Here is a 21,465-nt window from a genome sequence, read left to right as displayed (position 1 = left end):
TGATGCCTGCGCCCGGCGCGCAGGCCGTTGTTGCAGCACTTATCCCACGGTGCCCAGGACTTTCAGTTCCTTGCCTTCGGGCACTTCGTTGAAGGACAGCACCTGCAGGCCCTGGGCAAACAGGCGCGCATAGCGGGCCAGCAGCGGGCGCAGCTGGGGGGTGACCAGAAGGATGGGCGCGGTGGCCTGTTGCTTCATCAGATCGCGCGCATGGGCCATGTGCTCCTGCAGCTGGCCCAGCAGGCTGGGATCCACCGGGTAGTTGTCCAGCGGCACTTTCTTGTTGGTGTGGCGGGCGCTGCTGAGGGCGCCCAGCAGCAGCTGCTCCAGCTCCGTGCCCAGGGTGAAGGCCTTGATCTCGGGCGCCGTGCTGACGAGCTGGCGGCGCAGTGCGCAACGCACTTCGGCGGTCAGCAGGATGGGGTCCTTGGTGGTGTCGATGCTGTCCAGCAGCGCGGTGGCAATCTGCACAATGTCCTTCAGGGGCACCCCTTCGCGCAGCAACTGCTTGAACACGGCGTGCTGCAACTGGGCCGGGCAGGCCTTTTCCAGCGCGGCGGCCAGCTTGGGCGACAGGGCCTGGAGCCGCTCGTGCAAGGCATGCACATCGTCGTGGCGGATCAGCTCGTCCAGATGTTGGCGCACCACGCGCGTCACGTGGGTGGCGACGATGCTGACGCAGTCCGCCACCTGGTAGCCCATGCCCAGGGCGTGGGCCTTGTCCTTGGGGTCGATCCAGGTCACCGGCAGCTGGTAGGCAGGCTCGATCCCGGGAATGCCGTCGAGCTGGCCGTACACATGGGGCGAGGGAATGGCCATCAGCTTGTCGGCGTGCACCTCGGCCTTGGCGACGATGCTGTCGTTGATCAGGATGGTGTACTGGTTGGGGGGCAGGGTCAGGTCGTCGCGCACATGCACCGGGGGCAGGACAAAGCCCATCGCCTCGCTGACGCTCTGGCGCACGCCCTTGAGCCGTGTGGCCAGCGGGGCGCCCTGCCCGGGGTCGAGCTGGCTGACCAGGCGGTAGCCCACGCGCACCGACAACTGTTCGGTGATGGGCAGGCTCTGCCAGCCAAAATCCTGCACGGCCGCAGCGGTCACGCTCTGCAGCAGGCCCAGGTTGTCGGGCGCCGGCTGCACGCCGCCGGGCTGCTTGGCCATCGCCCAGCCGCCCAGCACCAGCACCGCGGCAAACGCCAGGAAAGGCATCCAGGGCATGCCGGGAATCAGGCCCAGCACCAGCATCACGCCGGCGGCGCTGTACAGCACGGCCGGCTTGGCCAGCAGCTGCTGGCGCACCTGGTCCGAGAATTCGCCCGCATCCGCATCGCTGATGCGGGTGACGATCACCGCCGATGCGGCCGACAGCAGCAGCGCCGGGATCTGGGCGACCAGGCCATCACCGATGGTCAGCAGCGCATACAGGCGGAACGACTCGCCCAGCGGCAGATCGTGCATCAGCGAGCCGATGGCCACGCCACCGATCAGGTTGATGATCAGGATCAGGATGGAGGCGATCGCATCGCCCCGCACAAACTTGGAGGCGCCGTCCATGGCGCCGTAGAAGTCGGCTTCGGTAGCGACTTCCTTGCGCCGTGTCTGGGCCTGCTGCTGGTTGATCAGGCCGGCATTCAGGTCGGCGTCGATGGCCATCTGCTTGCCGGGCAGGGCATCCAGCGTGAAGCGGGCCGAGACTTCCGAGATCCGCTCCGCCCCCTTGGTCACCACCACGAAGTTGATGATCATCAGGATGATGAACACCACCAGGCCGACGACGAAGTTGCCACCGATCACCACGTTGCCGAAGGACTCGATCACATGGCCGGCGGCATCGGGGCCGTTTTGGCCGTGCAGCAGCACCACACGGGTCGATGCCACGTTCAGGCCCAGGCGCATCAGGGTGGTGACCAGGATGATGGTGGGGAAGACGGCGAAGTCCAGCGGCCGCTTGACGCCCACGGCCACCAGCACCACCACCAGCGACAGCACGATGTTGAAGGTGAAGAAAATGTCCAGCGCCAGCGGGGGCAGCGGCAGCATGACCATGGCCAGCAGCGCCAGCAAAAACACAGGCACAGCCCATTGGTGGCGGGACAGGGCCTGGCGCAGTTCGGTGACGTAGTGCTTCATGGTGCAGGAGACGGATCAGACAGTTCGGTAGGGACGTCCAGCGCATGCGGCATCTCCGGGCGTGCAGGGCGCTGGCCCTGGCGGAAGGCCTTGATCTGCAGCACGTAGTGCAGCACCTGGGCCACGCTGCGGTAGAGCACGGCCGGGATCTGCTGGTTGACTTGGCTGGTGTGGTAGACGGCGCGCGCCAGTGCCGGGATGCTGACGACCTCGACCTGGTGGTGCAGCGCGATCTCGCGGATGTAGAAGGCCATCTCGTCCACCCCCTTGGCGATCACATACGGCGCCTCGGCCCGCTGGGTGTCGTAGCGCACGGCCACGGCAAAGTGTTCGGGGTTGACGATCACGGCATCGGCCTTGGGGACGGTGGCGCGCACGCTGCGCCGGGCCAGCTGCCGCTGGATCTGGCGGATGCGGTTTTTCACTTCCGGGCGGCCTTCGTTGCTCTTGTGCTCTTCCTTGACTTCCTGCTTGCTCATGCGCTGGCTGCGCAGAAAGAAAAAGCGCTGCAGCGGAACGTCGATCAGCGCCAGGATGACGAAGATGACCACGATGGACATCACGCCGGACAGGAACAGGGCAATGCCTTCCCGCACCGCCAGGTCCAGGGTCATCGACGGCAGGGCGGTGAAATGGCGCACATTGGCCTTGCAGTAGGCGTAGACCACCCCGGCCACGGTCGCGGCCTTGAGCACGGACATCAGCAGGTCGCCGTAGTGCTTGGCCTTGAAGAACTTCGACAGGTTCTGTTTGGGGCTCAGGCGGCTGAACTTGGGCTGCAGATTCTTTGGCGACAGCAGCCAGCCGCCGGGGAACAGGGATGCGACGGCCACCAGCAGCGGGGTGATGAACAGCGGCAGCAGCATCTGAGCGAACAGCATCCCGGCATCGGCCCAGACGGCCCCCACCATGGCGTCGATCGTGCCGGTGCCGGAGGCATCGTCCAGGCCGCGCTGGAACAGGCCGTGGAATTTGCGCAGGTAGTCGGGCATGAACAGCGCCGTCACCTGCAGCGTGACCACGAGCCCCACCGCCGTGGCCAGGTCGCGCGAGCGCGCCACCTGGCCTTCCTCGCGCATCTTGCGCAGCTTGTGGTCGGAGGCCCGTTCGGACTTGTCGCCTGAACTGTCTGCCATGGGCTCAGGCTTTCATCATCAGGGTCAGCATGTCCAGCGCGCGGCGGGTCATCTGCAGGTAATGGGCCGGGATGTGGCGCAGCATGAAGGCCAGCATGGCCAGGCCGAACAGCGTGACGACGGAAAAGCCCAGCGCAAAGATGTTCAGGCTGGGGGAGATGCGGGCCATGAAGCCAAAGCCCAACTGCACCAGCATGGCAGCAAAGATGATGGGGGTGGCCAGCAAGAAGGCGGCGGCAAACACCCAGCCCATGTTGTAGGCCACGGTCTGCAGCTGCAGCCGGTTCAGGCTTTGGCCCACCGGCCAGGCGTCGAAGCTGGCCGACACGATGCCGGCCACCAACAGGTGGATGTCCAGCACAAAGAACAGCAGCATGCCCAGCAGCAGGGCCAGTACCGACAGTGCATCGGAGGAGCTGCCGTTCACCGGGTCGTTGAGCATGGCCATGGCCAGACTGGTCTGGGAGGCACTCAGGAACCCGAAGATGCTCAGCGCGGTCGTGGCGAACTGCAGGCCCAGGCCCAGCACGGCGCCAATGGCGATCTGCTCCAGCGTCAGGACCACGGCCGTCAGCGAAAAGGCGTTCACGGAAATGACGGCGCTGCTGACCGAGGGCAATGCCACCACGGCCAGGGTCAGCGCGATCGTGACCCGCACCCGCACCGGGACGGTGGGGTCGCCAAAGATGGGGGCAAACGCCAGCAGGGCCATGATGCGGGCAAACGGCCACCACAGGATCTGCAGCCAGTGCAGCAAGAAGGGGTAGAGGCCCTGCTCCATGGCGGTGGTCAGCCCAGCAGCGTGCTGGCGTACTGGAAGAAGCGCACGCAGAAATCCATCAGCTGCGTGACCAGCCAGCGCGCGCTCACTGCCAGGGCCAGCAGCGTGACCATCAGGCGGGGCAGAAAGCTCAGCGTCTGCTCGTTGATCTGCGTGGCGGCCTGGAACAGGCTGACCAGCAGGCCCATGACCAGGCCCGGCACCACCAGCACGGCCACGATGACGAGCACCAGCTGGATGGCCTGCAGCAGCAGGTCGACCGCGATATCGGGCGTCATGGCGCTACAGCCCCTGGACGCTGGTGACCAGCGTGTTGACCGTCAGGGACCAGCCGTCCACCAGCACGAACAGCAGGATCTTGAAGGGCAGCGAGATCACCAGCGGAGACAACATCATCATGCCCATGGCCATCAGCACCGAGGAGACGACCAGGTCGATCACCAGAAACGGAATGAAGAGCACGCAGCCGATCATGAAGGCGGTTTTCAGCTCGCTCAGCACGAAGGCCGCGACCTTGACGGTGAAGGCATGGTCCTGGGGCGTGGCGACCGGCCCTTCCTTGGCCAGTGCGCTGACCTGTTTCAGTGCCGCCTCATGGGTCTGCGCCAGCAGGAAGTCCGACATCGGTTTTTCGGCGCGGCGCAGTGCGTCGATCAGGCTGATCTGGTCTTTCTCGTACGGCTCGAAAGCCTCGGTCCACAGGCGCTCGCCCACCGGGCGCATGACCAGCAGGGTCAGGATCAGCGCCACGCCGGTCAGCACCCGGGTCGGCAGGCCCTGCTGCAGACCCAGTGCGGAGCGCAGCAGCGCCAGCACGATGATGAAGCGCGTGAAGGTCGTCATCATCAGCGCCATCATGGGCAGCAGGCCGAGCAGCGTCATCAGGACCAGCACCTCGGTCTTGACCGAGAGCTGGGTCACGCCATGGGCTTGCTGGCTTTCCATCAAGGGAATGTTCGCGGCCTGCGCCACGGGCAGCCAGGCGCACAGGCAGCCAGCCAGTGCCCACAAAGCGAGGGCGCGATGCGCCCTGTGACGGTGCGGTTCCATGTGGATGTGCAGCGCTGGCTCAGAGGCCCAGGGCGGGCAGCTCGGCATGCAGGTCCAGCACCTTCAGGCCGTAGGATTCACCGCAGACCACCACCTCCCCTTTGCCGATGGCAGCGCCGTTGACCTTGATGGTCAGCGGCTCGCCCACGATGGTGTCCAGTGGCACCACGCTGTCCGGCCCCAGATCGGCCAGTTCCTGCAGGGTGATGCGGGCGGAGCCGGCTTCCAGCGTCAGGGTCACGGGAATGCGGTGCAGAAAGGGCGACAGGCGCTCGGGTTCCGGGAGGGCGGGGGCCAGGGCGGGTGCTTCGGGGGCCGCTTCCGCATTGCCCGCCAGCAGGTCTTGCAGGTCCATGTTGTTGTCGAGGTCCATAGTCTTTATTCCAAGGTCTCAAAGGCCGTCAGGTGCAGCTTGCCGTGGTGCTCGGCCACCGAAGCGGCGAGCAGGGCTTCGCCGTTGAGCAGCACCGTGGTGCGTCCCAGGGCAATCGGTAGCACGCTGCCCCGCCGCAGCGCCTGGATGTCGGCGGTGGATACGGTTTTTTCCAGCAGGCGCGCGGTCAGTACCACCTGCAGCGGGGCCGCAGGTTTGGCTGCGCCCGGCTGGGCTGTGCGCTGGGTGCGGCGCAGCTGCAGCGCGTAGTGCTCCAGCGTGCGGCTGGCGTCGGCATCCAGCGTGATGTGCAGTGGCTGCCAGTCGCTGTCCCCCACCTGGATGCGGGCCTGCCATTGCCAGGCGCTGGCCGACGTGGAAGGGGGGCTGGCCAGCGCCGCATGGGCCTGGGCGCACAGCGCGGCAACGGCGCGCAGCACCGCGTCCTGCAGGGCCTGGCCAATGCGCCGTTCCGTGCTGCTGGGGGGCGTGCCGGGGGTCTGCGTCTGGCCGTCGGCCGTGAAGCCATAGCGGGCCGCCATATGGGCGAGCACGGTGGCGCGCTGCAACTCAATTTGTAACGCCTGGGGTGCCACGCCCGGCAGGGGGGTGAAGTGGGCGTGCGCGATCTGGATGGCAATCGGACGGTGGCCGGTGCCATGCAGCTGTGCCTGGACATGCTGTGCCAGATCGGCCGCCAACTGATCGAAGGCTTGCACCGGACGCCCCAGCAAGACGGGGTTCAGGGTTTTGATGTTCTGCACAATAGATATCTTTTTCGCCTTCTATTTGAGGTGTGGCGTCACACAAAATAGGGCTGATACAGAGAGAGATACAGGGGATATGGAATGTATTGCGAAATCGCTAGTATTTGTATCAGTTGTGAATAGTATACTGTTCGTGCAACAACTTATTCCCTCGAAATCAGCGACGCACCTGTGAAGATGGGTGCTGTCGGTGGCGCAGGGGCATGCCGATGAACATCGAACCCTCAAGCCTTTTGCTGCAGACCCGGGGCGCTTTCGCGCAGTTCGTGCCGCCCCAGCTGGACCAGACGCCCGTCATGCCCGCAGCCGGCCAGCAGGCCGCAGGCAGCGGCTTTCTGCGCCTGATGGAAAACGCCGTGCTGTCCGTGGATGCCCAGGGTCGTGCCGCTTCGGACCGGATGGCCGCGGTCGATGCGGGCAAAAGTGATGACCTGGTCGGGGCCATGCTGTCCAGCCAGGAAGCCAGTCTGTCGTTCTCCATGTTGATGCAGGTGCGCAACAAGGTGATGGGAGCGATGGACGAGGTCGTGAAGCTCCAGGTTTGAGGCAGAGGACATACCGGTGTTGGATTCCCTTAAAAAACGCTTCGCAGGCATGCCTGCCGCACAGAGCGTGCTTTCTTTCTCGTCCTCTCCCGGTATGGCGCGTGTCGCCGTGCCGCTGGTGCTGGCGGCGGCCATCGTCACGGCGCTGGTGGTGCTGGTGCTGTGGCAGAGCAGCGGCAACTACCGCCCCCTGTTCGGCGCCCGCGAGAACGTGGTGACCTCGGATGTGGTGGCGGTGCTGGAGGCCGATGGCCTGAAGTACCGTCTGCATCCAGACTCCGGCCAGGTGCTGGTGGCCGAGTCCGATCTGGGGCGCGCCCGCATGCTGCTGGCCGCCAAGGGCGTGGCGGCCAAATTGCCCGAAGGCCTGGAGCTGATGGATCGCAACGATCCCTTGGGGGTGAGCCAGTTTGTGCAGGACGTGCGCTTCCGCCGCGGCCTGGAAGGCGAGCTGGCGCGCAGCATCACCACGCTGGATGCGGTGGCTGCGGCACGGGTGCACCTGTCGATTGCGCGTTCGTCATCGTTCGTGGTGAACACCGGGGACAAGAGTTCGGCGTCGGTGGTGCTGCAGATGCAGCCGGGGCAGCAGCTCAAGCAGGAACAGATCGCCGCCATCATCCACATGGTGTCCAGCAGCGTGGCCGGACTGGATCCCCAGCGCGTGGCGCTGACCGACCAGGCCGGCAATTTCCTGTCGGCCCGCGTGGACCTGTCGGAAGGCTTCGATCCGCTGGCGCAGGAAGGCCAGGCCGGCAAGCTGAGTGCCGAATTGCGCCAGAACGCCCAGGAACTGCTGACCGCCGCCGTGGGGGCGGGGCATTTCCGTGTGACGGTGACGGCCGACCTGAGCCAGGACCGCACCGAAGAGTCTTACGAACAGTACAACGGCGATCCCCGCGTGCTCAGCGAAGCCACGCGGGAAGAAAACGACCGCAGCGGCGGGGTGGCCCTGGGCGTGCCCGGCTCGCTGAGCAACCGTCCGGTGAATGTGCCCTCCGAACCGGAGGCCAAGGACGGCAAGGACGCCAACAACAGCAACTTCCGCGCTGCCGTGTCGCGCAATTACGCCTACGACCGCAGCGTGGTCCAGGTCAAGCGCGGCAAGGGCCGCATCAACAAGCTGCATGTGGCGGTGATCCTGGACGACACCGTGGCGCCCAAGGGCAGCACGGTGTGGAGCCCGGAAGCGCTGCAGCGCGTGGAGAAGCTGCTGCGCGTGGGCATGGGGGTGGACAGCGTGCGGGGTGACCAGATTGCGGTCTCCAGCATGCCGTTCACCGTGCCGCCCCCGGTGGCGCAGTGGTGGGAAGAGCCGGCCAACTGGTATGGCGCGGTGGTGATGGCGCTGTGGACCATCGCCGGCGGGGTGGTGCTGGTGCTGCTGGTGCGCCTGGTCGATGCGGTGCTGCGCCATCTGCGCGAAGGCGCCAAGACGGCCGCCGCGGTGGCGCAGGCAACCCCGGCCCTGGCGGGTGGCGGCGAGACCGACCTTGCCCTGCTGCAGGCGCCGGACAGCGCCCGGGTGTCCACGACCGATATGTCGATGGTGCCTTTGCTGGAGAACGTGGACCTGCCGCCCCCGGGCTCGGAAGTGGATGTGATGGTGGAGCATTTGCGCACGCTGGCGGCCAAGGAGCCGGAGCGCGTGGCGGAAGTGGTCAAACAATGGGTGCAAAAACATGGCCAACCAGTCGGTAGCGAACGCTGAGGGCGCGGCGCGCCTGGCATTGCCGGGCAAGAGCGCGGAAGAGCTGAACCTCATCGAGCAGGCGGCCATCGTGCTGCTGAGCATGGGCGAGGAGCCGGCCGCTGGTGTGCTGCGCTGCCTGGAGCGCGAGGATCTGCTGGCGGTGACCCAGGTGATGTCGCGCCTGAGCGGCATCCGCGTGGATTCCGTGCGCCAGTCGCTGCAGCATTTCTTCGATGACTACCGGGAGCAAAGCGGGGTGCATGGCGCATCGCGCAGCTTTCTGCAGCGCTCGCTGGGGCTGGCGCTGGGCGGCGACATTGCCGGCAGCGTGCTGGACAGCATCTACGGCGATGAAGTGCGACCCAAGATGGCGCGGCTGCAATGGGCTTCGCCAGCGTGGCTGGCCGAGCGGCTGGCGCAGGAGCACCCGCGCATGCAGGCCGTGTTTCTGGCCTTTCTGCCCCCGAAGCTGGCGGGCGATGTGATCGAGTACCTGCCGGCGTCGGGGCGCGAAGCGCTGGTGCTGAACGTGGCCAAGCTCAAGGATGTGGACCGCGATCTGCTGGTCCAGCTGGAGGTGCTGACCGACCAGTACCTGAGCGAATTCGGCACGCAAAGCGTGGCCATGGAAGGCGTGAAGCAGGCGGCAGAAATCCTGAACCGCATCCCCGGCAACAAGCAGGAGCTGGTGGAGCAGCTGCGGGCGCGGGACCCGGAGATCGCCTCGGCGATCGAGACCGAGATGTACGACTTCTTCGTGCTGTCCACGCAGTCCGAAGCCACGCTGACGCAGATCATCGAGGCGGTGCCGGCCGAGCTGTGGGCCCTGGCGCTCAAAGGGGCGGAGCCTGCCGTGCGCAAAGCCGTGCTGGGTGCCATGCCCCGGCGCCAGGCGCAGAGCTTCGAAGACCAGATGCGCCGCAGCGGACCGGTGCCGCTCAGCCGGGTGGAGCAGGCGCGGCGTGAAATCATGGACCTGGTCAAGGCCATGGTGGATGCCGGCGAGCTGGAGATCCAGCTGTTTGCCGAAGCCGTGGTGGAGTGAGCGTGCTGTACCGTCCTTACCACTTCCCCCCTCTGGACCTGGTGCAGGCCGACAGCCTGCAGCAGACCTGCGCACCTGCCGGCGAGCGCGAACGCAATGCCCAGGAGCTGGCGCAGGCTTACGAGCAGGCGGTGCAACGCGGGCATGCCCAGGGCGTTGCGCAAGGGCAGGCCGATGGCGAACGTGCCGGCTATGAAGTGGGACAGCAGGCCGGCATGGCCGCCGGGCGGGCCCAGGCACTGCAGGGCGCACGCGAGGAGCTGCAACGCCTCGGCGCCCCGGTGACGGCCGCCGCCGCGCAGCTGCAGCTGCTGCACGCCGACTGGGAAGCCAGCTTGCGCAAGGATCTGATCGATCTGGTGGAAAAAGTGGCACGCCAGGTGGTGCGCTGCGAGCTGACCTTGCAACCGGCGCAGATTCTGGCGCTGGTGGAAGAAACCCTGGCCGGCATGCCGCAGCGTACGGGGGCCGTGCATGTGTTCCTGAATCCGTCGGATCTGCAGCGCATCCAGGAGCTGGACCACAGCCGTGTACCGGCGTGGCAGCTGCAGGCCGACAGCGCACTGGAGGCGGGCGAATGCCGCCTGCTGGTGGGCGATGAAGAAGTGGATGCCGGCTGCAAGCAGCGCATGGCGGCCTGCATGGACCAGGTGCGCGGACAGCTGCACCCGGTGGAGCCGGTGTGAGCAGTCTGCAGCCGCCACTGTCTGCGCCGGAAGGCGGGCTGGCGCATTCGCTGCGCAGCGTGCAGCTGTCCGATGTGCCAGTGGCGCAGCCCACGGCCCGCCTGCATGCCGCCACCGGGCTGCTGCTGGAGGCGACGGGCGCAGCGCTGCCGCTGGGCGCACGCTGCCAGATCGAGGGGCCGGGCGGCGTGCCGCTGCCGGCCCAGGTGGTGGGGTTTCGCGGTGCGGTCTCGTACCTGATGCCGCTGAAGGCGGTCACCGGTCTGGCGACGGGCGCCCGCGTCACGCCGGACTCGGAAACGCAGACACCGAACATTGGCGCCAGCTGGCTGGGACGGGTGGTGAATGGCCTGGCGGAGCCGCTGGATGGGCTGGGGCGTCTGACGGGCGATGTGCCGTTGCCGGCCCATCCGCCCAAGGTGCATCCGCTGAAGAAGCGACCAATCGCCCAGCCGCTGGATGTGGGCGTGCGCAGCATCAACGGGATGCTGACCCTGGGGCGCGGTCAGCGGGTCGGGCTGTTTGCGGGCAGCGGCGTGGGCAAGAGCGTGCTGCTGGGCATGATCACGCGCCAGACTGAAGCCGATGTGATTGTGGTGGGGCTGATCGGTGAGCGCGGGCGTGAAGTGCGCGAGTTCATTGAGCACGCCCTGGGGGCCGAAGGCCTGCGCCGCGCCATCGTGGTGGTAGCTCCCGCCGACGAGCCGGCGCTGATGCGCATGATGGCGGCCGAGCTGTGCCATACGATCGCGGCCCATTTCCGGGACCAGGGGTGCAATGTGCTGCTGCTGCTGGATTCGCTGACCCGCTACGCCATGGCGCGGCGCGAGATTGCGCTGGCCCTGGGCGAGCCGCCGGCGACCCGGGGCTATCCGCCGTCGGTCTTCAGCATGCTGCCGCAACTGGTGGAAAGCGCCGGCAACGGCGAGCAGGGCCAGGGCAGCATGACGGCCATCTACACCGTGCTGGCCGAAGGCGACGACCAGCAGGACCCTGTGGCCGATACGGCGCGCGCCATTCTGGATGGCCACATCGTGCTGCGGCGCGAACTGGCGGAGCGTGGGCAGTACCCCGCCATCGATGTGGCGGCATCCATCAGCCGCTGCATGCCCCAGGTCGTGACGGAGGCCCATTTGCAGGCCGCCCGCCAGGCCAAGGAGTTGCTGGCGCGCTACAGCCAGGTGCGGGACCTGATCCCCATGGGCGCCTACGTGCCCGGCGCCGATGTGCGAACGGACCAGGCTGTGCAGCGTTGGCCGCTGCTGGAGGCCTATCTGCGCCAGGGCACCCATGAGGCGGCGATGTTGCCGGCGTGCATGGCGCAGCTGCAGGAGGTGTTGGCATGAATGTCCCGGTCCCCGCCCTGGCGCAGTACGTGCACGTGCTGGACCAGCGTGCCCAGCAATCGCTGGCGCAAACCAGCCAGGCCCGCACCCGCCTGGACCACACCCAGACGCAACTGGAGCGGCTGCGGAGCATGGCCCGCAGCGCCGGGGTAAAGAATTTGCATGGAAGTGTCGCCCTATATGCAAACGCAGCGGGTTTCCGTTCCGGGCTGATGGACATGGCCGAGCAATTTCGCGACACCCTGGGGGTGCAGCAGCTCGAATATGTCCAGGCCCAGGCGCAGATGCAGAGGGCTTTCCGTCAGCATGGCAGCATGCAGACGGTGTTGGAGCGAGTGCGCACTGACATGGCTGTCGTGCAGCAGCGCCAGGAACAAAAGCACACGGACGAGCTGGCGGGCCAGGCATGGCAGCGTCAGCTTCGGCAGCCGGATACCGGAAACCGCTAGTACAGCCCAATCGCGAACGCATACCAGGGGAATACAGTGGCAACCTACGATCCAGTCTCTACCGCCAAGGCACTTGCCGAAAGCTATGTCTATGCCCGCCAGACGCAGGTAGAGACCAACACGTCCAAGGCGCAGGGCAAGGTGACGGCCCTCACCAGCCTGCAGACGGCGCTGTCCACCTTCACCACCGCACTCAACACGCTCAGCGCCAAGGGCAGCGTGGTGGCACAGACGGCCACGGTGTCGCGCAGCACGGCTGCCTCGGCATCGGTGTCGGGCACAGCATCGGCAGGCAGCTACAGCTTCGCGGTCAGCCAGCTGGCCACAGCCCAGCAGTCGCTCTACAGCATGGAAGACCTGGGGCTGGCGCTGGACACCACCTTCCCGCAGGACACCACCATGGTGGTGACCGCGGTCGGGGGCGCGGGCTACATCCAGGTGGACCTGGCGGCGGCCGACGAAAACAACGACGGCAAGCTGTCCGTCACGGAAATCGCCCGTGCGCTGAACCAGGCCAGCGATGGCAAGGTCACGGCCTCGGTGGTGACGCAGAACGGCAAGCAGCAGCTGCTGCTGAACGCCGGAGGCACCGGACTGGAGAACGCCTTCCAGCTGCACATGGTGTCGTCAAGCGGTGCCGATGCGGCCGCCCAGCAACTGGCGACCGACTGGGCCGCCACCGTGGCGGGGCTGCAGAACGGCACGATCACGGCCATGCCGGCCGCTGGCGGCGCGAGCATCGGCGGCAAAGGCACCCAGCTGTCGCTGGCGCAGGATGCGGTGTTCAAGCTGGGCGGCGATACGGGCGTGGAGATGCGCCAGGCGTCCAACACCTATACGGGCATTGACGGACTGTCGGTGACCTTCCAGGAGGTCACCACCAGCCCCGTGACGATCACGGTGGCCAAGGACGATGCCGCCACCAAAAGCAATATGCAGAGCTTTGTGGACGCCTACAACACGCTGGTGAAGGCCATGGACAAGCTGACGGCCGCAGGCAATGCCGAGGGCGGCGTGGCCGCTGGTGCGCTCAACGGGGATTCGGGCGTGCGCACGCTGCGCAACCAGCTCAACAGCCTGCTGCGCACCAGCGTGGGCGGTGTGAGCCTGACGGACTACGGCATCTCGGCCCAGCGCGACGGCACCATCGCCCTCGATGCGGACCGTTTTGCCAAGAAGGTGGCCGCCAACCCCGACGCCCTGACCAGCCTGCTGGGGCAGACCAATTCGCTGGAATACAAGCGCACCGGTGTGCTGGGCAGCCTGCAGACCTATATCAACACCTGGAGCAATGCCTCGACGGGGTTCCTGAAGTCGCGCCAGGACGGACTGCAAAAGCAGCTGACGCAGTACAGCAAGGACCAGGACAACATTGACCGCCTGTATGCACAGGCCTACCAACGCTATCTGACGCAATTCACGACGCTGGCGAACCTCGAAACCACGATGGGCAACACCACGAGTCTGCTGGACTCGCTGTTCTCTTCATCGTCGTCTTCGAGTTGAGGCGGTGTCGCGCATCCTGAGCTATGAACGACAACCTTTGGAATGATGGATACGGGGGCTACCGCTCCGCCAACATGGTGGCCCAGACCGCGCAGGCTTCGCCTGTGGAGCTGGTGCTGATGCTGGTGGACGGCCTGCTGGAAGAGATGGCGCGCCTGCGCATGCACATCGCGCACGGCCGGTTCGAGGAGAAAGCCCATTCCATCGCCAAATGCGCCGACATCCTGACCGGGCTGGGCAGCGCACTGGAGGTCGAGGCGGGCAACGAGGTGGTGGAAAACCTGTCCCGCCTCTATGACTTCTGTGCCCAGCGCCTGAACCAGGCGGGCTTTGACATGGATGCCGACAAGGTGGGCGAAGTGCAGGACATCGTCCAGACGCTGCGTGCCGGATGGCAGGGGATGGCGGATGCCCGCCTTTGATGCCAAGCGCCTGGAAGCGCTGGCCCAGCAGCTGCAGGCAGCGGCGGCCGCGCAGGATTGGGTGCGCCTGGGGCAACTGGACCAGTTGCTGAGCCAATGGCTGGCCGAGGAGCAGGCCATGCCGTCGGCCGATCCTGCCCAGCAGGCGGCATGGCACCGGGTGGCGTCCGCCCATGGGCAGGCGCGCAGCGCGTGCCAGCAGGCATTGCAAGAAGCAGGGGCGCGCTTGCGCGACCTGCACAACCACAACGAGGCGCACAAGGCCTACGCATGGCAGGAGCAGCTTTCATGAATTCAATGCCGGTCAGCACCGCGCTGGCCTCGGCGCCTGCCGGAGACAAACAGGGGCCTGCCGTGGCCCAGGCCATCGAGCCTGCGGCAGCGGGCGCTGCCGCACCCCAGGCGTTCATCTCTGGCGCGGCCGACTACGCGCGCGTGCTGGAACAGACGGCGCTGCCACAGGGCCTGTGGACGGAACCGGGTGGGCATGCCAAGGCCTCCACCGTGCAGGCCTTGCTGGCCAAGACCGAGCAGGCCTGGGCCGATGAAACCGACAGCGCGCTGGATGCCAACGCCCTGCCGCTGCTGCCGAGCCTGGCCCCGGCCTGGCAGCCGGAGATGCTGAAGCCACGGAATGCACAGGGGGCACCGGTGGCGGACCCCGCAGAGGTGGATGCCGCCCTGGCCACGGCGGCGATGGCGGTGCAGACGCCGGCCGTGCCGGCAGAGACCGCTTTGCTGCAGCGCGTGCAAGCCAGGGCGGAAACGGTGGCGGCCACGCCCGCCGCCGTGCATGCCACAGTGGATGCCGGCGCACGCAGTGCCCCGGTGTCGCCCGAAGCCTCGGCGGTGCTGCCGGCGGCGCTGCCGCTGGCACAGGGCTCGGGCGGACTGTCGCTCGAGCTGCCCGGCAAGGCGGCAGCGCCCGCCACGGCCACGGCGGTGCGTGCGGAGCAACCGGTGCTGCAGGCACTGGCGCAGCGCATTCAGCTGCAGCAGTCGCAGGGGGTGGAGGTAGCGACGGTGCGCCTGGACCCGCCCCAGATGGGCACCCTGGAAGTCCGCATCCAGCATGACCCGTCCGGGGTGCAGGTGACGCTCCAGGCCTCGCATGCGGAAGTGGGGCGCCAACTGGCCGGCCTGGCAGAAGGTTTGCGCCAGGAACTGCAGGCGCGCACGAACGGCGAAGCCTCGGTGGTGGTGGCGCAGGGACGCGCGTCCGGCCAGACGGCGGGACAAGGCGGACAGCCGCGCGACAACCCGGCGCCCTGGGCGCAGGCTGAGGAAGAAGTAATCGGTCAGGCCCTGCAGGCTTGGCAGTCCGCGGCGCAGGCGGCGGGCTGAAGCACAGAGCGGGAGGGATGATGGCGAAAAAAATCGGAATGTTGTTGGCGTTGGTGGTGATCCTGGGAGTGGGTGTCGCTGCCGGGGGATGGTGGTGGGGGCAGCAGCGTGCGCCGGTGGCGGTGGCCGCGCAGACCTCGCCGCACCTGGATGTGCGCCAGGCCAGCTATGTGACGCTGGACAAGATCGTGGTCATGCTCAAGACCGACCAGAGCCTGCGCACGGGCAACACCTATATGTCGCTGGATCTGGTGCTGCGCACGGACAAGCTGCACGAGAAGGCTGCAAAGGCCGAGCTGCCCATGCTCAAAGGGGTGGCCGTGCGCACGCTGTCCCAGGTGGCGATGGAGCAGGCCAAGGCCATGAGCATCGACGAATGGACCGACCTGCTGACGGCGGATCTGGTGGCGGCCTATGCCAGCCACCCCGATCTGCGGCCGTTCGACAAGGTCATGGTGTCGCGGCTGATCATCGAGTAAATCCCGCCCATGCTGCAGCAAGACACCTCCGCTCCGTATGGCGACGCCGCTGCGCTGGTGGCCGGAGGCTGGGCACCGGCCGACGGGCTCTACAGCACGGCAGCCGTGTCGCCGCAGCAGGAACAGGCGGTGCTGACCGCCTACCTGCCCATGGTCAAGCGGGTCGTGCGCCAGCTGGCCTCGCAGGCGGGTGAGGTCATGGACCAGAACGATATGACCCAGGTGGGTCTGATGGGCCTGCTGGAGGCCTTGCGCCGCTACGGTGCGGTGGATGAGGCCTTTGCCGGCTATGCCCGCCAGCGGGTGCGCGGGGCCATCCTGGATGAACTGCGGCGCCAGGACTGGCGTCCGCGCACGGTGCGCCAGAGTGCCCACAAGGCGCGGGATGCGGTGCGCGCCCTGCGCCGCCAACTGGGTGCCGAGCCCACGCCGGCACAGATTCAGCAGGCCCTGGGTATGGACGACGAGGCCTACCTGGCATACGAGCAGGCGGAGTCTGCGGAGGCCATGGCCAGTCTGGATGAAATGGTCGGCCAGGGCATGGACCTGCCCAGCTCGGCGGCAGATCCGCAGCACGCCGTGCTGCAGCGCCATCTGCTGGAGCAGATGCTGGCGCAGCTGAACGAGCGGGAACAGCGCGTCATCCAGCTCTATTACGAATTCGACCTCAACCTCAAGGAAATTGCAGCGGTGCTGGAGTTGTCCGAGGCGCGGGTCTGTCAGATCAACAAGGAAGCGCTGCGCAAGATGCGTGCAGCGCTGGAGGGGGCGTAAGCCCCCCTCCGTCATTTCGGGAAACACAAAGCATGTTGCAACTTCTGGGCATCTTCATTGTGCTGGGCACCGTCTTCGGAGGGTTTGTGCTCAGCGGCGGTCAACTGGGGGTGATCTGGCAGCCGATGGAGGTCTTCATCATTGCCGGTGCAGGCCTGGGGGCGCTGGTGCTGGGCAACCCCAAGCACATCCTGTCGGAGCTGTGGCTGCAGCTGCGCAACGTGATGTCGCAGACCAAGCAGACGGTGGAGTTCCAGCGCCAGCTGCTGCTGCTGATGTACGAGCTGCTGCTGACCGCGTCCGGGGGGCTGAAGGCCCTGGATGCGCATGTGGAAAAGCCCAAGGACAGCCCGCTGTTCCAGCGCTATCCGCTGGTGCTGGCGGACGCCAAGCTGCTGCATTTCATCGTGGACAACTTCCGCCTGATGGCTATGGGCAAGATCAGCAGCCACGAGCTGGAAGGCGTACTGGACCAGGAGCTGGAAACCATCCAGGAAGAGCTGCTGCAACCGGCCAAATCGCTGGGCAAGATCGCGGAGGCCATGCCGGGCTTCGGCATCCTGGCGGCGGTGCTGGGCATTGTGATGGCCATGAGCTATGTGGCCGATGGCGCCACAGCCGGCGAGATCGCGGTCAAGGTGGGGGCTGCCATGGTGGGCACCTTCATCGGCATTTTCCTGTGCTACGGCGTTCTGGACCCGCTGTGCAACTTCATGAAGCAGCGTGTGATGGAACACATTGCCGCCATGGAATGCGTGAAAGTGGTGCTGGTGGCCCATGTGGCGGGCAAGCCGCCGCTGCTGTCCATCGATGCGGGGCGCCGCCTGGTGCCACTGAACATCAAGCCCAGCTTTGCCGCGCTGGAGACCTGGATCACCGACATGACGGCCCGCGAGACCGGAGGGGCCCGTGCTTAAGCGTGCCGGCCAGGAGCACGGTGAGGTTGTCGTCAAGAAAAGCGGCGGCAAGCACCAGCATGAAGAGCACAACAGCGCCTGGAAGGTGGCGTTTGCCGACTTCTGTCTGGCACTGATGTGTCTTTTCCTGGTGCTCTGGGTGCTGGCCGCGCGCGACAAGGAAGAGGTCGAGATGGCCATGGCCGCCGGCGCGGCACCCAACATGACCTACCAGGGCCAGGGCGTGCGCATGATCGGCGAATACCAGCCGGGTTCGCTGATCCCCAAGAATCCCGTCAGACCGCAGGCCCAGGAAGAGACGGGCGGCCAGCCCCGGGTGCAGAAGCTGCTGGACAGCCCGGAAGAGCTGGCGCAGCTGTCGCGCCGGGTGCGGGAGGTGGGGGAGCAGGTCGGTCTGGGCGACCACATCGTGACCGCCGTGACGGCCGAAGGCCTGCGCATCACCGTGCACGACACCGAGCAAAGCGGCATGTTCAAGCTGGGCAGTGCCGAACCCACCGCCGAGTTCGTGCGGCTGCTGCGCCGCATCGGCCCGATGTTCCGTGAGATCGACAACCAGCTGGTGATTGCCGGGCACACGGATGCCTTGCCCTATAGCAGCCACAGTGCGTTTGCCGCCTCCAACTGGTCGCTGTCCATGCAGCGGGCGCTGGCGGCGCGCGGCCACATGATGCTGGGCGGCATGCCGGAACGCAGCGTGCTGCAGGTGATCGGCATGGCCGACGTGGCCCCGGCCGATCCCGAGCAACCCCAGGCGGCCATCAACCGGCGTGTCGAGCTGCTGGTCACCACCAAGGCCCATGCCCAGAATGTGCACCAGACGTTTGGCCGACTGCCGGTGAGCGAGCCCTTGACGCCCGGGCTGCAAAGCTCGCCCGCGGACACGCCCATGCTGGAGCTGCTGCGCAAGGTATTGCTGCAGCCTTTGCAGGGCGAAGCGCAGGCCAAGCCCTAAAAACTGTCATCATGCAAAGCAGCAAACTCAGAGGCTCCCGGATGAAACTCTCTCCCATTGCGCCCGCTGCGGGCAGCGTGGCTGCACAGGGCGACCGTGTGCAGGACCTGGCCGCATCCCTGCCGGCTGCGGCGGCGGTGGTGGCCCCGGACGTGCAGGTGGGTGTGCAGGCTGCCAGCGTGCAGCGCGCCCAGGTGCAGGCGGCGCAGATGCCGGATGTGGATGCGGCGCGCGTGGAGGAAATCAAGGAAGCGCTGGCGCGTGGCGACATCAGCTTCAATCCCCAGAAGCTGGCACAGCTCATCCTGCGCCACCATGGAGGTGGGGCGTGATGGCCGACGCCACCGGCACCGCACCGTCGCTGTCGACCCGCCAGCGCTGGGCCGCCATTGCCCAGGGCATGCAGCAGGACATGACGGCGTACGGTCATCTGTGCGAGCTGCTGCACACGCAGTTCCATGCCGCCTTGCGCCACGATGCCGAAGCCATGCAGGAGGCTGCAGTACAGATCACGGCCCAGGTGCAATGGCTGGAAGGTACCCGCAAGGAGCGTGGTCAGCATGTGCGGGCGCTGCTGCCCGCGGGCGCACCGTTGTCGATGGAGGCGGCATTTTCCTTGCTGCAGGCGCCGCTGCAGCAGCAGCTGCTGGGTCTGTGGGGGCAGCTGGAAGCCCAGGTGCAGGTCTGCAAGGCCATGAATCAGCGCAATTGCCAGCTCATCATGGAGCAGGCCGAAGTGATGCGCGCCGTGATTGTGGGCAATGCCCAGCCGGAGATCTATGCTCCGCTCTGATTTTCTGCCTTTGCCGGACTGGCCCGGTGCCGGTGGTGCTGGACCGGCTGCTGCTGCGGTGGCGTCGGCCGCACGGCTGCCCCAGCTGCCGGCCACCACCACGGTGGCCGGAGAGACGGCCGTGTACACCCCTTTGGGGCAGGATGTGGCGCGGGAGGTGCAGCAGTTCATCAGCCAGGGCAGTGGCAGTGCCGCCCTGGCGTCGCCCCAGGCGCGCTGGCTGGCGCTGCAGGCTGCACGCCAGGCGGCACGCAGCGAGCGGGGCAAGGAGGGACTGTCTGCCACGGGCGGCGTGCGCAGCGCGGCCGCGGCTGTGGGTGCGGCAGCCTCGCTGCAGCCATCGCAACAGGCTTTTCTGGACCGCATTGCCCCCTGGGCGCAGCAGGCCGCGCAGCGGTTGGGGGTGTCGCCGCGGGCGATCATGGCGCATGCCGCGCTGGAAAGCGGTTGGGGGCAGCGCCCCGTGCGGGATGCGCTGGGCCAGGACAGTCTGAACCTGTTCGGCATCAAGGCGCAAGGCGGCTGGACAGGCGCCAGCACCCCGGCGCTGACCACCGAATACGAGGCGGGGCAGGCGGTGCGGCAGACCCAGTCGTTCCGCCAGTACGCCGACCTGAATGCCACCTTCGGGGACTATGTGCGCCTGCTGGCGCACAGCCCGCGCTACCAGGCGGCCTTGCGTACCGGTGACGATGTGCAGGCCTTTGCCAGCGGCCTGGCGGCGGGCGGCTACGCCACCGATCCGGACTACGCGCAAAAGCTGGTGCGCATCAGCCGCCAGATTCCATCGCCTTGACCTGCACGCCGCCGCCCGGTGCCTGCGGGGCGGCCAGCAGCACGCCGGGGGCAATCAACCGCCCTTTCACCGGCCGGCCGGTGCGGGCATTGCGCACGGTCACCGTGTCCCCCAGCTTGCCGGAGCCGGTGGCCAGCCCCATCACGCTGACCTGTACGCCGTCGCCCTGGGCGCGGATCTCGATCTTGTCTCCCTTGCGCATGGCCACCGGGCTGAGGAGCTGGCGCGCCTGCAAGGCCTGACCGGCCCGCCCGGCGGTCTTGAGCTGTTGGCCCACGGGGGCGGGCGTGTCCAGCAGCTCGTTGCGGTGGGAAAGCGTCTGCGGGCGCAGCTCCAGATCCTCGGCCTGCAAGGCCTGGCCGGCCGGCACGTCGCTGCGCAATGTCCAGACCGGGGCACTGGCCTGCAACTGCGCCACCACGCTGCCGCGCTGGCTGCCGCAGCGCACCGGGATGGAAGCACGGGTCAGGCTGTGCAGTTCAATGGCAGGGACGGTCCAGCCTTCGGTGCAGGGGGCGTGGGCGGCCCCACGGGGGGCTGTGAATTGCACCCGCAGCCGGGCCTGTGCGCGCTGTGCAGTGGGAAGCAACTGGGCCCACGCGGCTTGCAATTGGGCCTGGGCGGCGGCCTGCAGGTCGGCTGGCAACACCGGTGGTGGCGCGGGTGCCTGCTGTGCCGCGGCCTGTGCTGTCAGCCCCAGGGTGGACAGCAGGATGGACATCCAGCTGGTCAGGAATAAATTCATAGCAAATTAAATATCTTTTGTGCAGTAATAAAAATTGTCGAATCAGCGCAAGTGGCAAAAATCACCACGCTTGACCTCTTCGAGGGCATCCTGAGCGAGAGGGAGGTGGTGGTGTTGATTGATGATGATTGGACGATTTTGAATGCCATTGTCTGTATTTTTTTGCGCATTACCGAAATTGCTGTTTGATTGTTTTTTGCTGCTTGCTCGCGAATTGGATTTGTAAGCGCACTTGGTAGCGCTTTGTGTGAAAAGTAGCAACGTGAAACAATCCGCATAGTATGATTTGATGGCGCGCAAGAAATATCTCATGCGCAAATGATCAACACAGGGTTGCGCACACCTGCAGCGGCGCAACGGGGGCGATATGGCACTGAATTTCGACTCGGCGTTGTCCGTGCATGCGCAAGCGCTGCGCGTGCGCTCTGACCGCACGCAATTGCTGGCTTCCAACCTGGCCAATGCCAGCACGCCGGGTTACCAGTCGCGGGACATCGACTTCGCGGAGGCGATGGCGCGTACGGGCCAGGAGGCGGGCCTGCCGTCGCTGGATTGGGGCGGCAGTGCGGATGCGCTGTTCCGCGTGCCCAACCATCCCTCGCAGGACGGCAACACCGTGGAAGTGGGCGTGGAGCAGGCGCTGTTTTCGCAGAACGCCTCGGACTTCCAGACCAGCCTGACCTTTCTGAACATGAAGCTGCGCGGCCTGCAGTCCGCCATCAAGGGTGAATGA

27 protein-coding genes are annotated in these 21,465 nt (G+C 66.6%); 19 read left to right on the top strand and 8 right to left on the bottom strand.

Translation table 11 applies throughout. From position 1 onward, the window contains the following. Positions 1–39: 39 nt before the first annotated feature. From B3349_RS15235 to B3349_RS15205, 7 genes are all read right to left on the bottom strand, one after another. A complete protein-coding gene (locus B3349_RS15235; RefSeq protein WP_291589992.1) occupies positions 40–2,130 on the bottom strand; it encodes a flagellar biosynthesis protein FlhA in 2,091 nt (696 codons plus the stop codon). Beyond that, complete coding sequence (locus B3349_RS15230) at positions 2,127–3,266, bottom strand: flagellar type III secretion system protein FlhB (RefSeq protein WP_291589990.1); 1,140 nt, start codon at positions 3,264–3,266, stop codon at positions 2,127–2,129. The genes B3349_RS15235 and B3349_RS15230 overlap by 4 nt, the downstream gene beginning before the upstream one ends. 4 nt (positions 3,267–3,270) lie before the next feature. Next, on the bottom strand, positions 3,271–4,047 hold the full coding sequence (locus B3349_RS15225; RefSeq protein ID WP_291589988.1) for a flagellar biosynthetic protein FliR: 777 nt from the start codon (positions 4,045–4,047) through the stop codon (positions 3,271–3,273). An 8-nt stretch (positions 4,048–4,055) separates the two neighbouring features. Further along, positions 4,056–4,325, bottom strand: coding sequence for a flagellar biosynthetic protein FliQ (locus tag B3349_RS15220; protein ID WP_291589986.1), 270 nt, complete (start codon positions 4,323–4,325; stop codon positions 4,056–4,058). Positions 4,326–4,329: 4 nt separating this feature from the next. After that, positions 4,330–4,992, bottom strand: coding sequence for a flagellar type III secretion system pore protein FliP (fliP, locus tag B3349_RS15215; protein ID WP_225608902.1), 663 nt, complete (start codon positions 4,990–4,992; stop codon positions 4,330–4,332). Positions 4,993–5,116: 124 nt separating this feature from the next. Then, positions 5,117–5,479: a FliM/FliN family flagellar motor switch protein gene (locus B3349_RS15210; protein ID WP_291590015.1), complete on the bottom strand. Its 363-nt coding sequence runs from the start codon at positions 5,477–5,479 to the stop codon at positions 5,117–5,119. Continuing rightward, positions 5,476–6,234, bottom strand: a complete 759-nt coding sequence (locus B3349_RS15205; protein WP_291589984.1) for a hypothetical protein — start codon at positions 6,232–6,234, stop codon at positions 5,476–5,478. Before B3349_RS15205 ends, B3349_RS15210 begins: the two co-directional genes overlap by 4 nt. A gap of 212 nt (positions 6,235–6,446) precedes the next feature. On the opposite strand from B3349_RS15205, the gene fliE reads away from it, so the two are divergent. The 17 genes from fliE to B3349_RS15120 all read left to right on the top strand — a co-directional run bounded on the left by fliE (position 6,447) and on the right by B3349_RS15120 (position 19,987). Further along, complete coding sequence (fliE, locus tag B3349_RS15200) at positions 6,447–6,782, top strand: flagellar hook-basal body complex protein FliE (RefSeq protein WP_291590014.1); 336 nt, start codon at positions 6,447–6,449, stop codon at positions 6,780–6,782. A 94-nt stretch (positions 6,783–6,876) separates the two neighbouring features. Continuing rightward, complete coding sequence (fliF, locus tag B3349_RS15195; protein ID WP_291589982.1) at positions 6,877–8,493, top strand: flagellar basal-body MS-ring/collar protein FliF; 1,617 nt, start codon at positions 6,877–6,879, stop codon at positions 8,491–8,493. Further along, positions 8,465–9,520 (top strand): FliG C-terminal domain-containing protein, encoded by a 1,056-nt coding sequence (locus B3349_RS15190; protein WP_291589980.1) that lies wholly within the window; start codon positions 8,465–8,467, stop codon positions 9,518–9,520. Before fliF ends, B3349_RS15190 begins: the two co-directional genes overlap by 29 nt. Before the next feature lie 2 nt (positions 9,521–9,522). Further along, on the top strand, positions 9,523–10,206 hold the full coding sequence (fliH, locus tag B3349_RS15185; protein WP_291589978.1) for a flagellar assembly protein FliH: 684 nt from the start codon (positions 9,523–9,525) through the stop codon (positions 10,204–10,206). Beyond that, the gene (locus B3349_RS15180; protein WP_414646912.1) at positions 10,203–11,552 is read left to right on the top strand and encodes a FliI/YscN family ATPase; all 1,350 of its coding nucleotides are present in this window, start codon (positions 10,203–10,205) and stop codon (positions 11,550–11,552) included. The genes fliH and B3349_RS15180 overlap by 4 nt, the downstream gene beginning before the upstream one ends. Beyond that, complete coding sequence (locus B3349_RS15175; protein ID WP_291589977.1) at positions 11,549–12,001, top strand: flagellar FliJ family protein; 453 nt, start codon at positions 11,549–11,551, stop codon at positions 11,999–12,001. Before B3349_RS15180 ends, B3349_RS15175 begins: the two co-directional genes overlap by 4 nt. 36 nt (positions 12,002–12,037) lie before the next feature. Next, positions 12,038–13,507 carry a flagellar filament capping protein FliD gene (gene fliD, locus B3349_RS15170; RefSeq protein WP_291589975.1) on the top strand — a complete coding sequence of 490 codons (1,470 nt, stop codon included), beginning with the start codon at positions 12,038–12,040 and terminating at the stop codon, positions 13,505–13,507. A gap of 23 nt (positions 13,508–13,530) precedes the next feature. Further along, positions 13,531–13,929, top strand: a complete 399-nt coding sequence (gene fliS, locus B3349_RS15165) for a flagellar export chaperone FliS (protein WP_066541933.1) — start codon at positions 13,531–13,533, stop codon at positions 13,927–13,929. After that, entirely contained in the window at positions 13,916–14,221 is a 306-nt protein-coding gene (gene fliT, locus B3349_RS15160; protein ID WP_291589972.1) for a flagellar protein FliT, read from the top strand. The genes fliS and fliT overlap by 14 nt, the downstream gene beginning before the upstream one ends. Continuing rightward, positions 14,218–15,273, top strand: a complete 1,056-nt coding sequence (locus B3349_RS15155) for a flagellar hook-length control protein FliK (RefSeq protein ID WP_291589971.1) — start codon at positions 14,218–14,220, stop codon at positions 15,271–15,273. The genes fliT and B3349_RS15155 overlap by 4 nt, the downstream gene beginning before the upstream one ends. 38 nt (positions 15,274–15,311) lie before the next feature. Then, positions 15,312–15,752 (top strand): hypothetical protein, encoded by a 441-nt coding sequence (locus B3349_RS15150; protein ID WP_291589969.1) that lies wholly within the window; start codon positions 15,312–15,314, stop codon positions 15,750–15,752. A gap of 9 nt (positions 15,753–15,761) precedes the next feature. Further along, on the top strand, positions 15,762–16,526 hold the full coding sequence (gene fliA / locus B3349_RS15145; protein ID WP_291589968.1) for an RNA polymerase sigma factor FliA: 765 nt from the start codon (positions 15,762–15,764) through the stop codon (positions 16,524–16,526). A 32-nt stretch (positions 16,527–16,558) separates the two neighbouring features. Then, positions 16,559–17,443 (top strand): flagellar motor stator protein MotA, encoded by an 885-nt coding sequence (gene motA / locus B3349_RS15140; protein ID WP_066541924.1) that lies wholly within the window; start codon positions 16,559–16,561, stop codon positions 17,441–17,443. Next, positions 17,436–18,398, top strand: coding sequence for a flagellar motor protein MotB (locus B3349_RS15135; RefSeq protein WP_291589965.1), 963 nt, complete (start codon positions 17,436–17,438; stop codon positions 18,396–18,398). Before motA ends, B3349_RS15135 begins: the two co-directional genes overlap by 8 nt. Positions 18,399–18,439: 41 nt before the next feature. Further along, entirely contained in the window at positions 18,440–18,730 is a 291-nt protein-coding gene (gene flgM, locus B3349_RS15130) for a flagellar biosynthesis anti-sigma factor FlgM (RefSeq protein WP_291589963.1), read from the top strand. Then, on the top strand, positions 18,730–19,191 hold the full coding sequence (gene flgN, locus B3349_RS15125) for a flagellar export chaperone FlgN (RefSeq protein ID WP_291589961.1): 462 nt from the start codon (positions 18,730–18,732) through the stop codon (positions 19,189–19,191). Before flgM ends, flgN begins: the two co-directional genes overlap by 1 nt. Then, positions 19,178–19,987, top strand: a complete 810-nt coding sequence (locus tag B3349_RS15120) for a glucosaminidase domain-containing protein (RefSeq protein WP_291589960.1) — start codon at positions 19,178–19,180, stop codon at positions 19,985–19,987. Before flgN ends, B3349_RS15120 begins: the two co-directional genes overlap by 14 nt. Here B3349_RS15120 and flgA read toward each other — a convergent pair. Then, positions 19,962–20,732 carry a flagellar basal body P-ring formation chaperone FlgA gene (gene flgA, locus B3349_RS15115; protein WP_291589958.1) on the bottom strand — a complete coding sequence of 257 codons (771 nt, stop codon included), beginning with the start codon at positions 20,730–20,732 and terminating at the stop codon, positions 19,962–19,964. The two genes, B3349_RS15120 and flgA, sit on opposite strands and share 26 nt — an antisense overlap. A 51-nt stretch (positions 20,733–20,783) precedes the next feature. Between flgA and B3349_RS15110 the strand changes: the two genes are divergently transcribed. Together B3349_RS15110 and flgB are read left to right on the top strand one after the other, a co-directional pair. Further along, entirely contained in the window at positions 20,784–20,921 is a 138-nt protein-coding gene (locus B3349_RS15110) for a hypothetical protein (RefSeq protein ID WP_291589956.1), read from the top strand. Positions 20,922–21,099: 178 nt separating this feature from the next. After that, positions 21,100–21,465 (top strand): flagellar basal body rod protein FlgB, encoded by a 366-nt coding sequence (flgB, locus tag B3349_RS15105; protein WP_066541916.1) that lies wholly within the window; start codon positions 21,100–21,102, stop codon positions 21,463–21,465.

The sequence above is a fragment of the Comamonas sp. UBA7528 genome (assembly GCF_002479375.1).
GTDB lineage: Bacteria > Pseudomonadota > Gammaproteobacteria > Burkholderiales > Burkholderiaceae_C > Comamonas.
Note: the sequence above shows the minus strand (reverse complement) of the source record. Positions and strands in the feature narration are given on the sequence as shown.

Coding starts and splice junctions, on each gene's coding strand:
- flgA (WP_291589958.1), bottom strand. CDS start 20,732: ATGAATTTATTCCTGACCAGCTGGATGTCCATCCTGCTGTCCACCCTG.
- fliP (WP_225608902.1), bottom strand. CDS start 4,992: ATGGAAAGCCAGCAAGCCCATGGCGTGACCCAGCTCTCGGTCAAGACC.
- fliE (WP_291590014.1), top strand. CDS start 6,447: ATGAACATCGAACCCTCAAGCCTTTTGCTGCAGACCCGGGGCGCTTTC.
- B3349_RS15150 (WP_291589969.1), top strand. CDS start 15,312: ATGTTGTTGGCGTTGGTGGTGATCCTGGGAGTGGGTGTCGCTGCCGGG.
- flgN (WP_291589961.1), top strand. CDS start 18,730: ATGGCCGACGCCACCGGCACCGCACCGTCGCTGTCGACCCGCCAGCGC.
- fliT (WP_291589972.1), top strand. CDS start 13,916: ATGCCCGCCTTTGATGCCAAGCGCCTGGAAGCGCTGGCCCAGCAGCTG.
- B3349_RS15190 (WP_291589980.1), top strand. CDS start 8,465: ATGGCCAACCAGTCGGTAGCGAACGCTGAGGGCGCGGCGCGCCTGGCA.
- motA (WP_066541924.1), top strand. CDS start 16,559: ATGTTGCAACTTCTGGGCATCTTCATTGTGCTGGGCACCGTCTTCGGA.
- B3349_RS15155 (WP_291589971.1), top strand. CDS start 14,218: ATGAATTCAATGCCGGTCAGCACCGCGCTGGCCTCGGCGCCTGCCGGA.
- fliS (WP_066541933.1), top strand. CDS start 13,531: ATGAACGACAACCTTTGGAATGATGGATACGGGGGCTACCGCTCCGCC.
- B3349_RS15175 (WP_291589977.1), top strand. CDS start 11,549: ATGAATGTCCCGGTCCCCGCCCTGGCGCAGTACGTGCACGTGCTGGAC.
- B3349_RS15220 (WP_291589986.1), bottom strand. CDS start 4,325: ATGACGCCCGATATCGCGGTCGACCTGCTGCTGCAGGCCATCCAGCTG.
- fliA (WP_291589968.1), top strand. CDS start 15,762: ATGCTGCAGCAAGACACCTCCGCTCCGTATGGCGACGCCGCTGCGCTG.
- B3349_RS15230 (WP_291589990.1), bottom strand. CDS start 3,266: ATGGCAGACAGTTCAGGCGACAAGTCCGAACGGGCCTCCGACCACAAG.
- flgM (WP_291589963.1), top strand. CDS start 18,440: ATGAAACTCTCTCCCATTGCGCCCGCTGCGGGCAGCGTGGCTGCACAG.
- B3349_RS15225 (WP_291589988.1), bottom strand. CDS start 4,047: ATGGAGCAGGGCCTCTACCCCTTCTTGCTGCACTGGCTGCAGATCCTG.
- B3349_RS15235 (WP_291589992.1), bottom strand. CDS start 2,130: ATGAAGCACTACGTCACCGAACTGCGCCAGGCCCTGTCCCGCCACCAA.
- fliF (WP_291589982.1), top strand. CDS start 6,877: ATGGCGCGTGTCGCCGTGCCGCTGGTGCTGGCGGCGGCCATCGTCACG.
- flgB (WP_066541916.1), top strand. CDS start 21,100: ATGGCACTGAATTTCGACTCGGCGTTGTCCGTGCATGCGCAAGCGCTG.
- B3349_RS15120 (WP_291589960.1), top strand. CDS start 19,178: ATGCTCCGCTCTGATTTTCTGCCTTTGCCGGACTGGCCCGGTGCCGGT.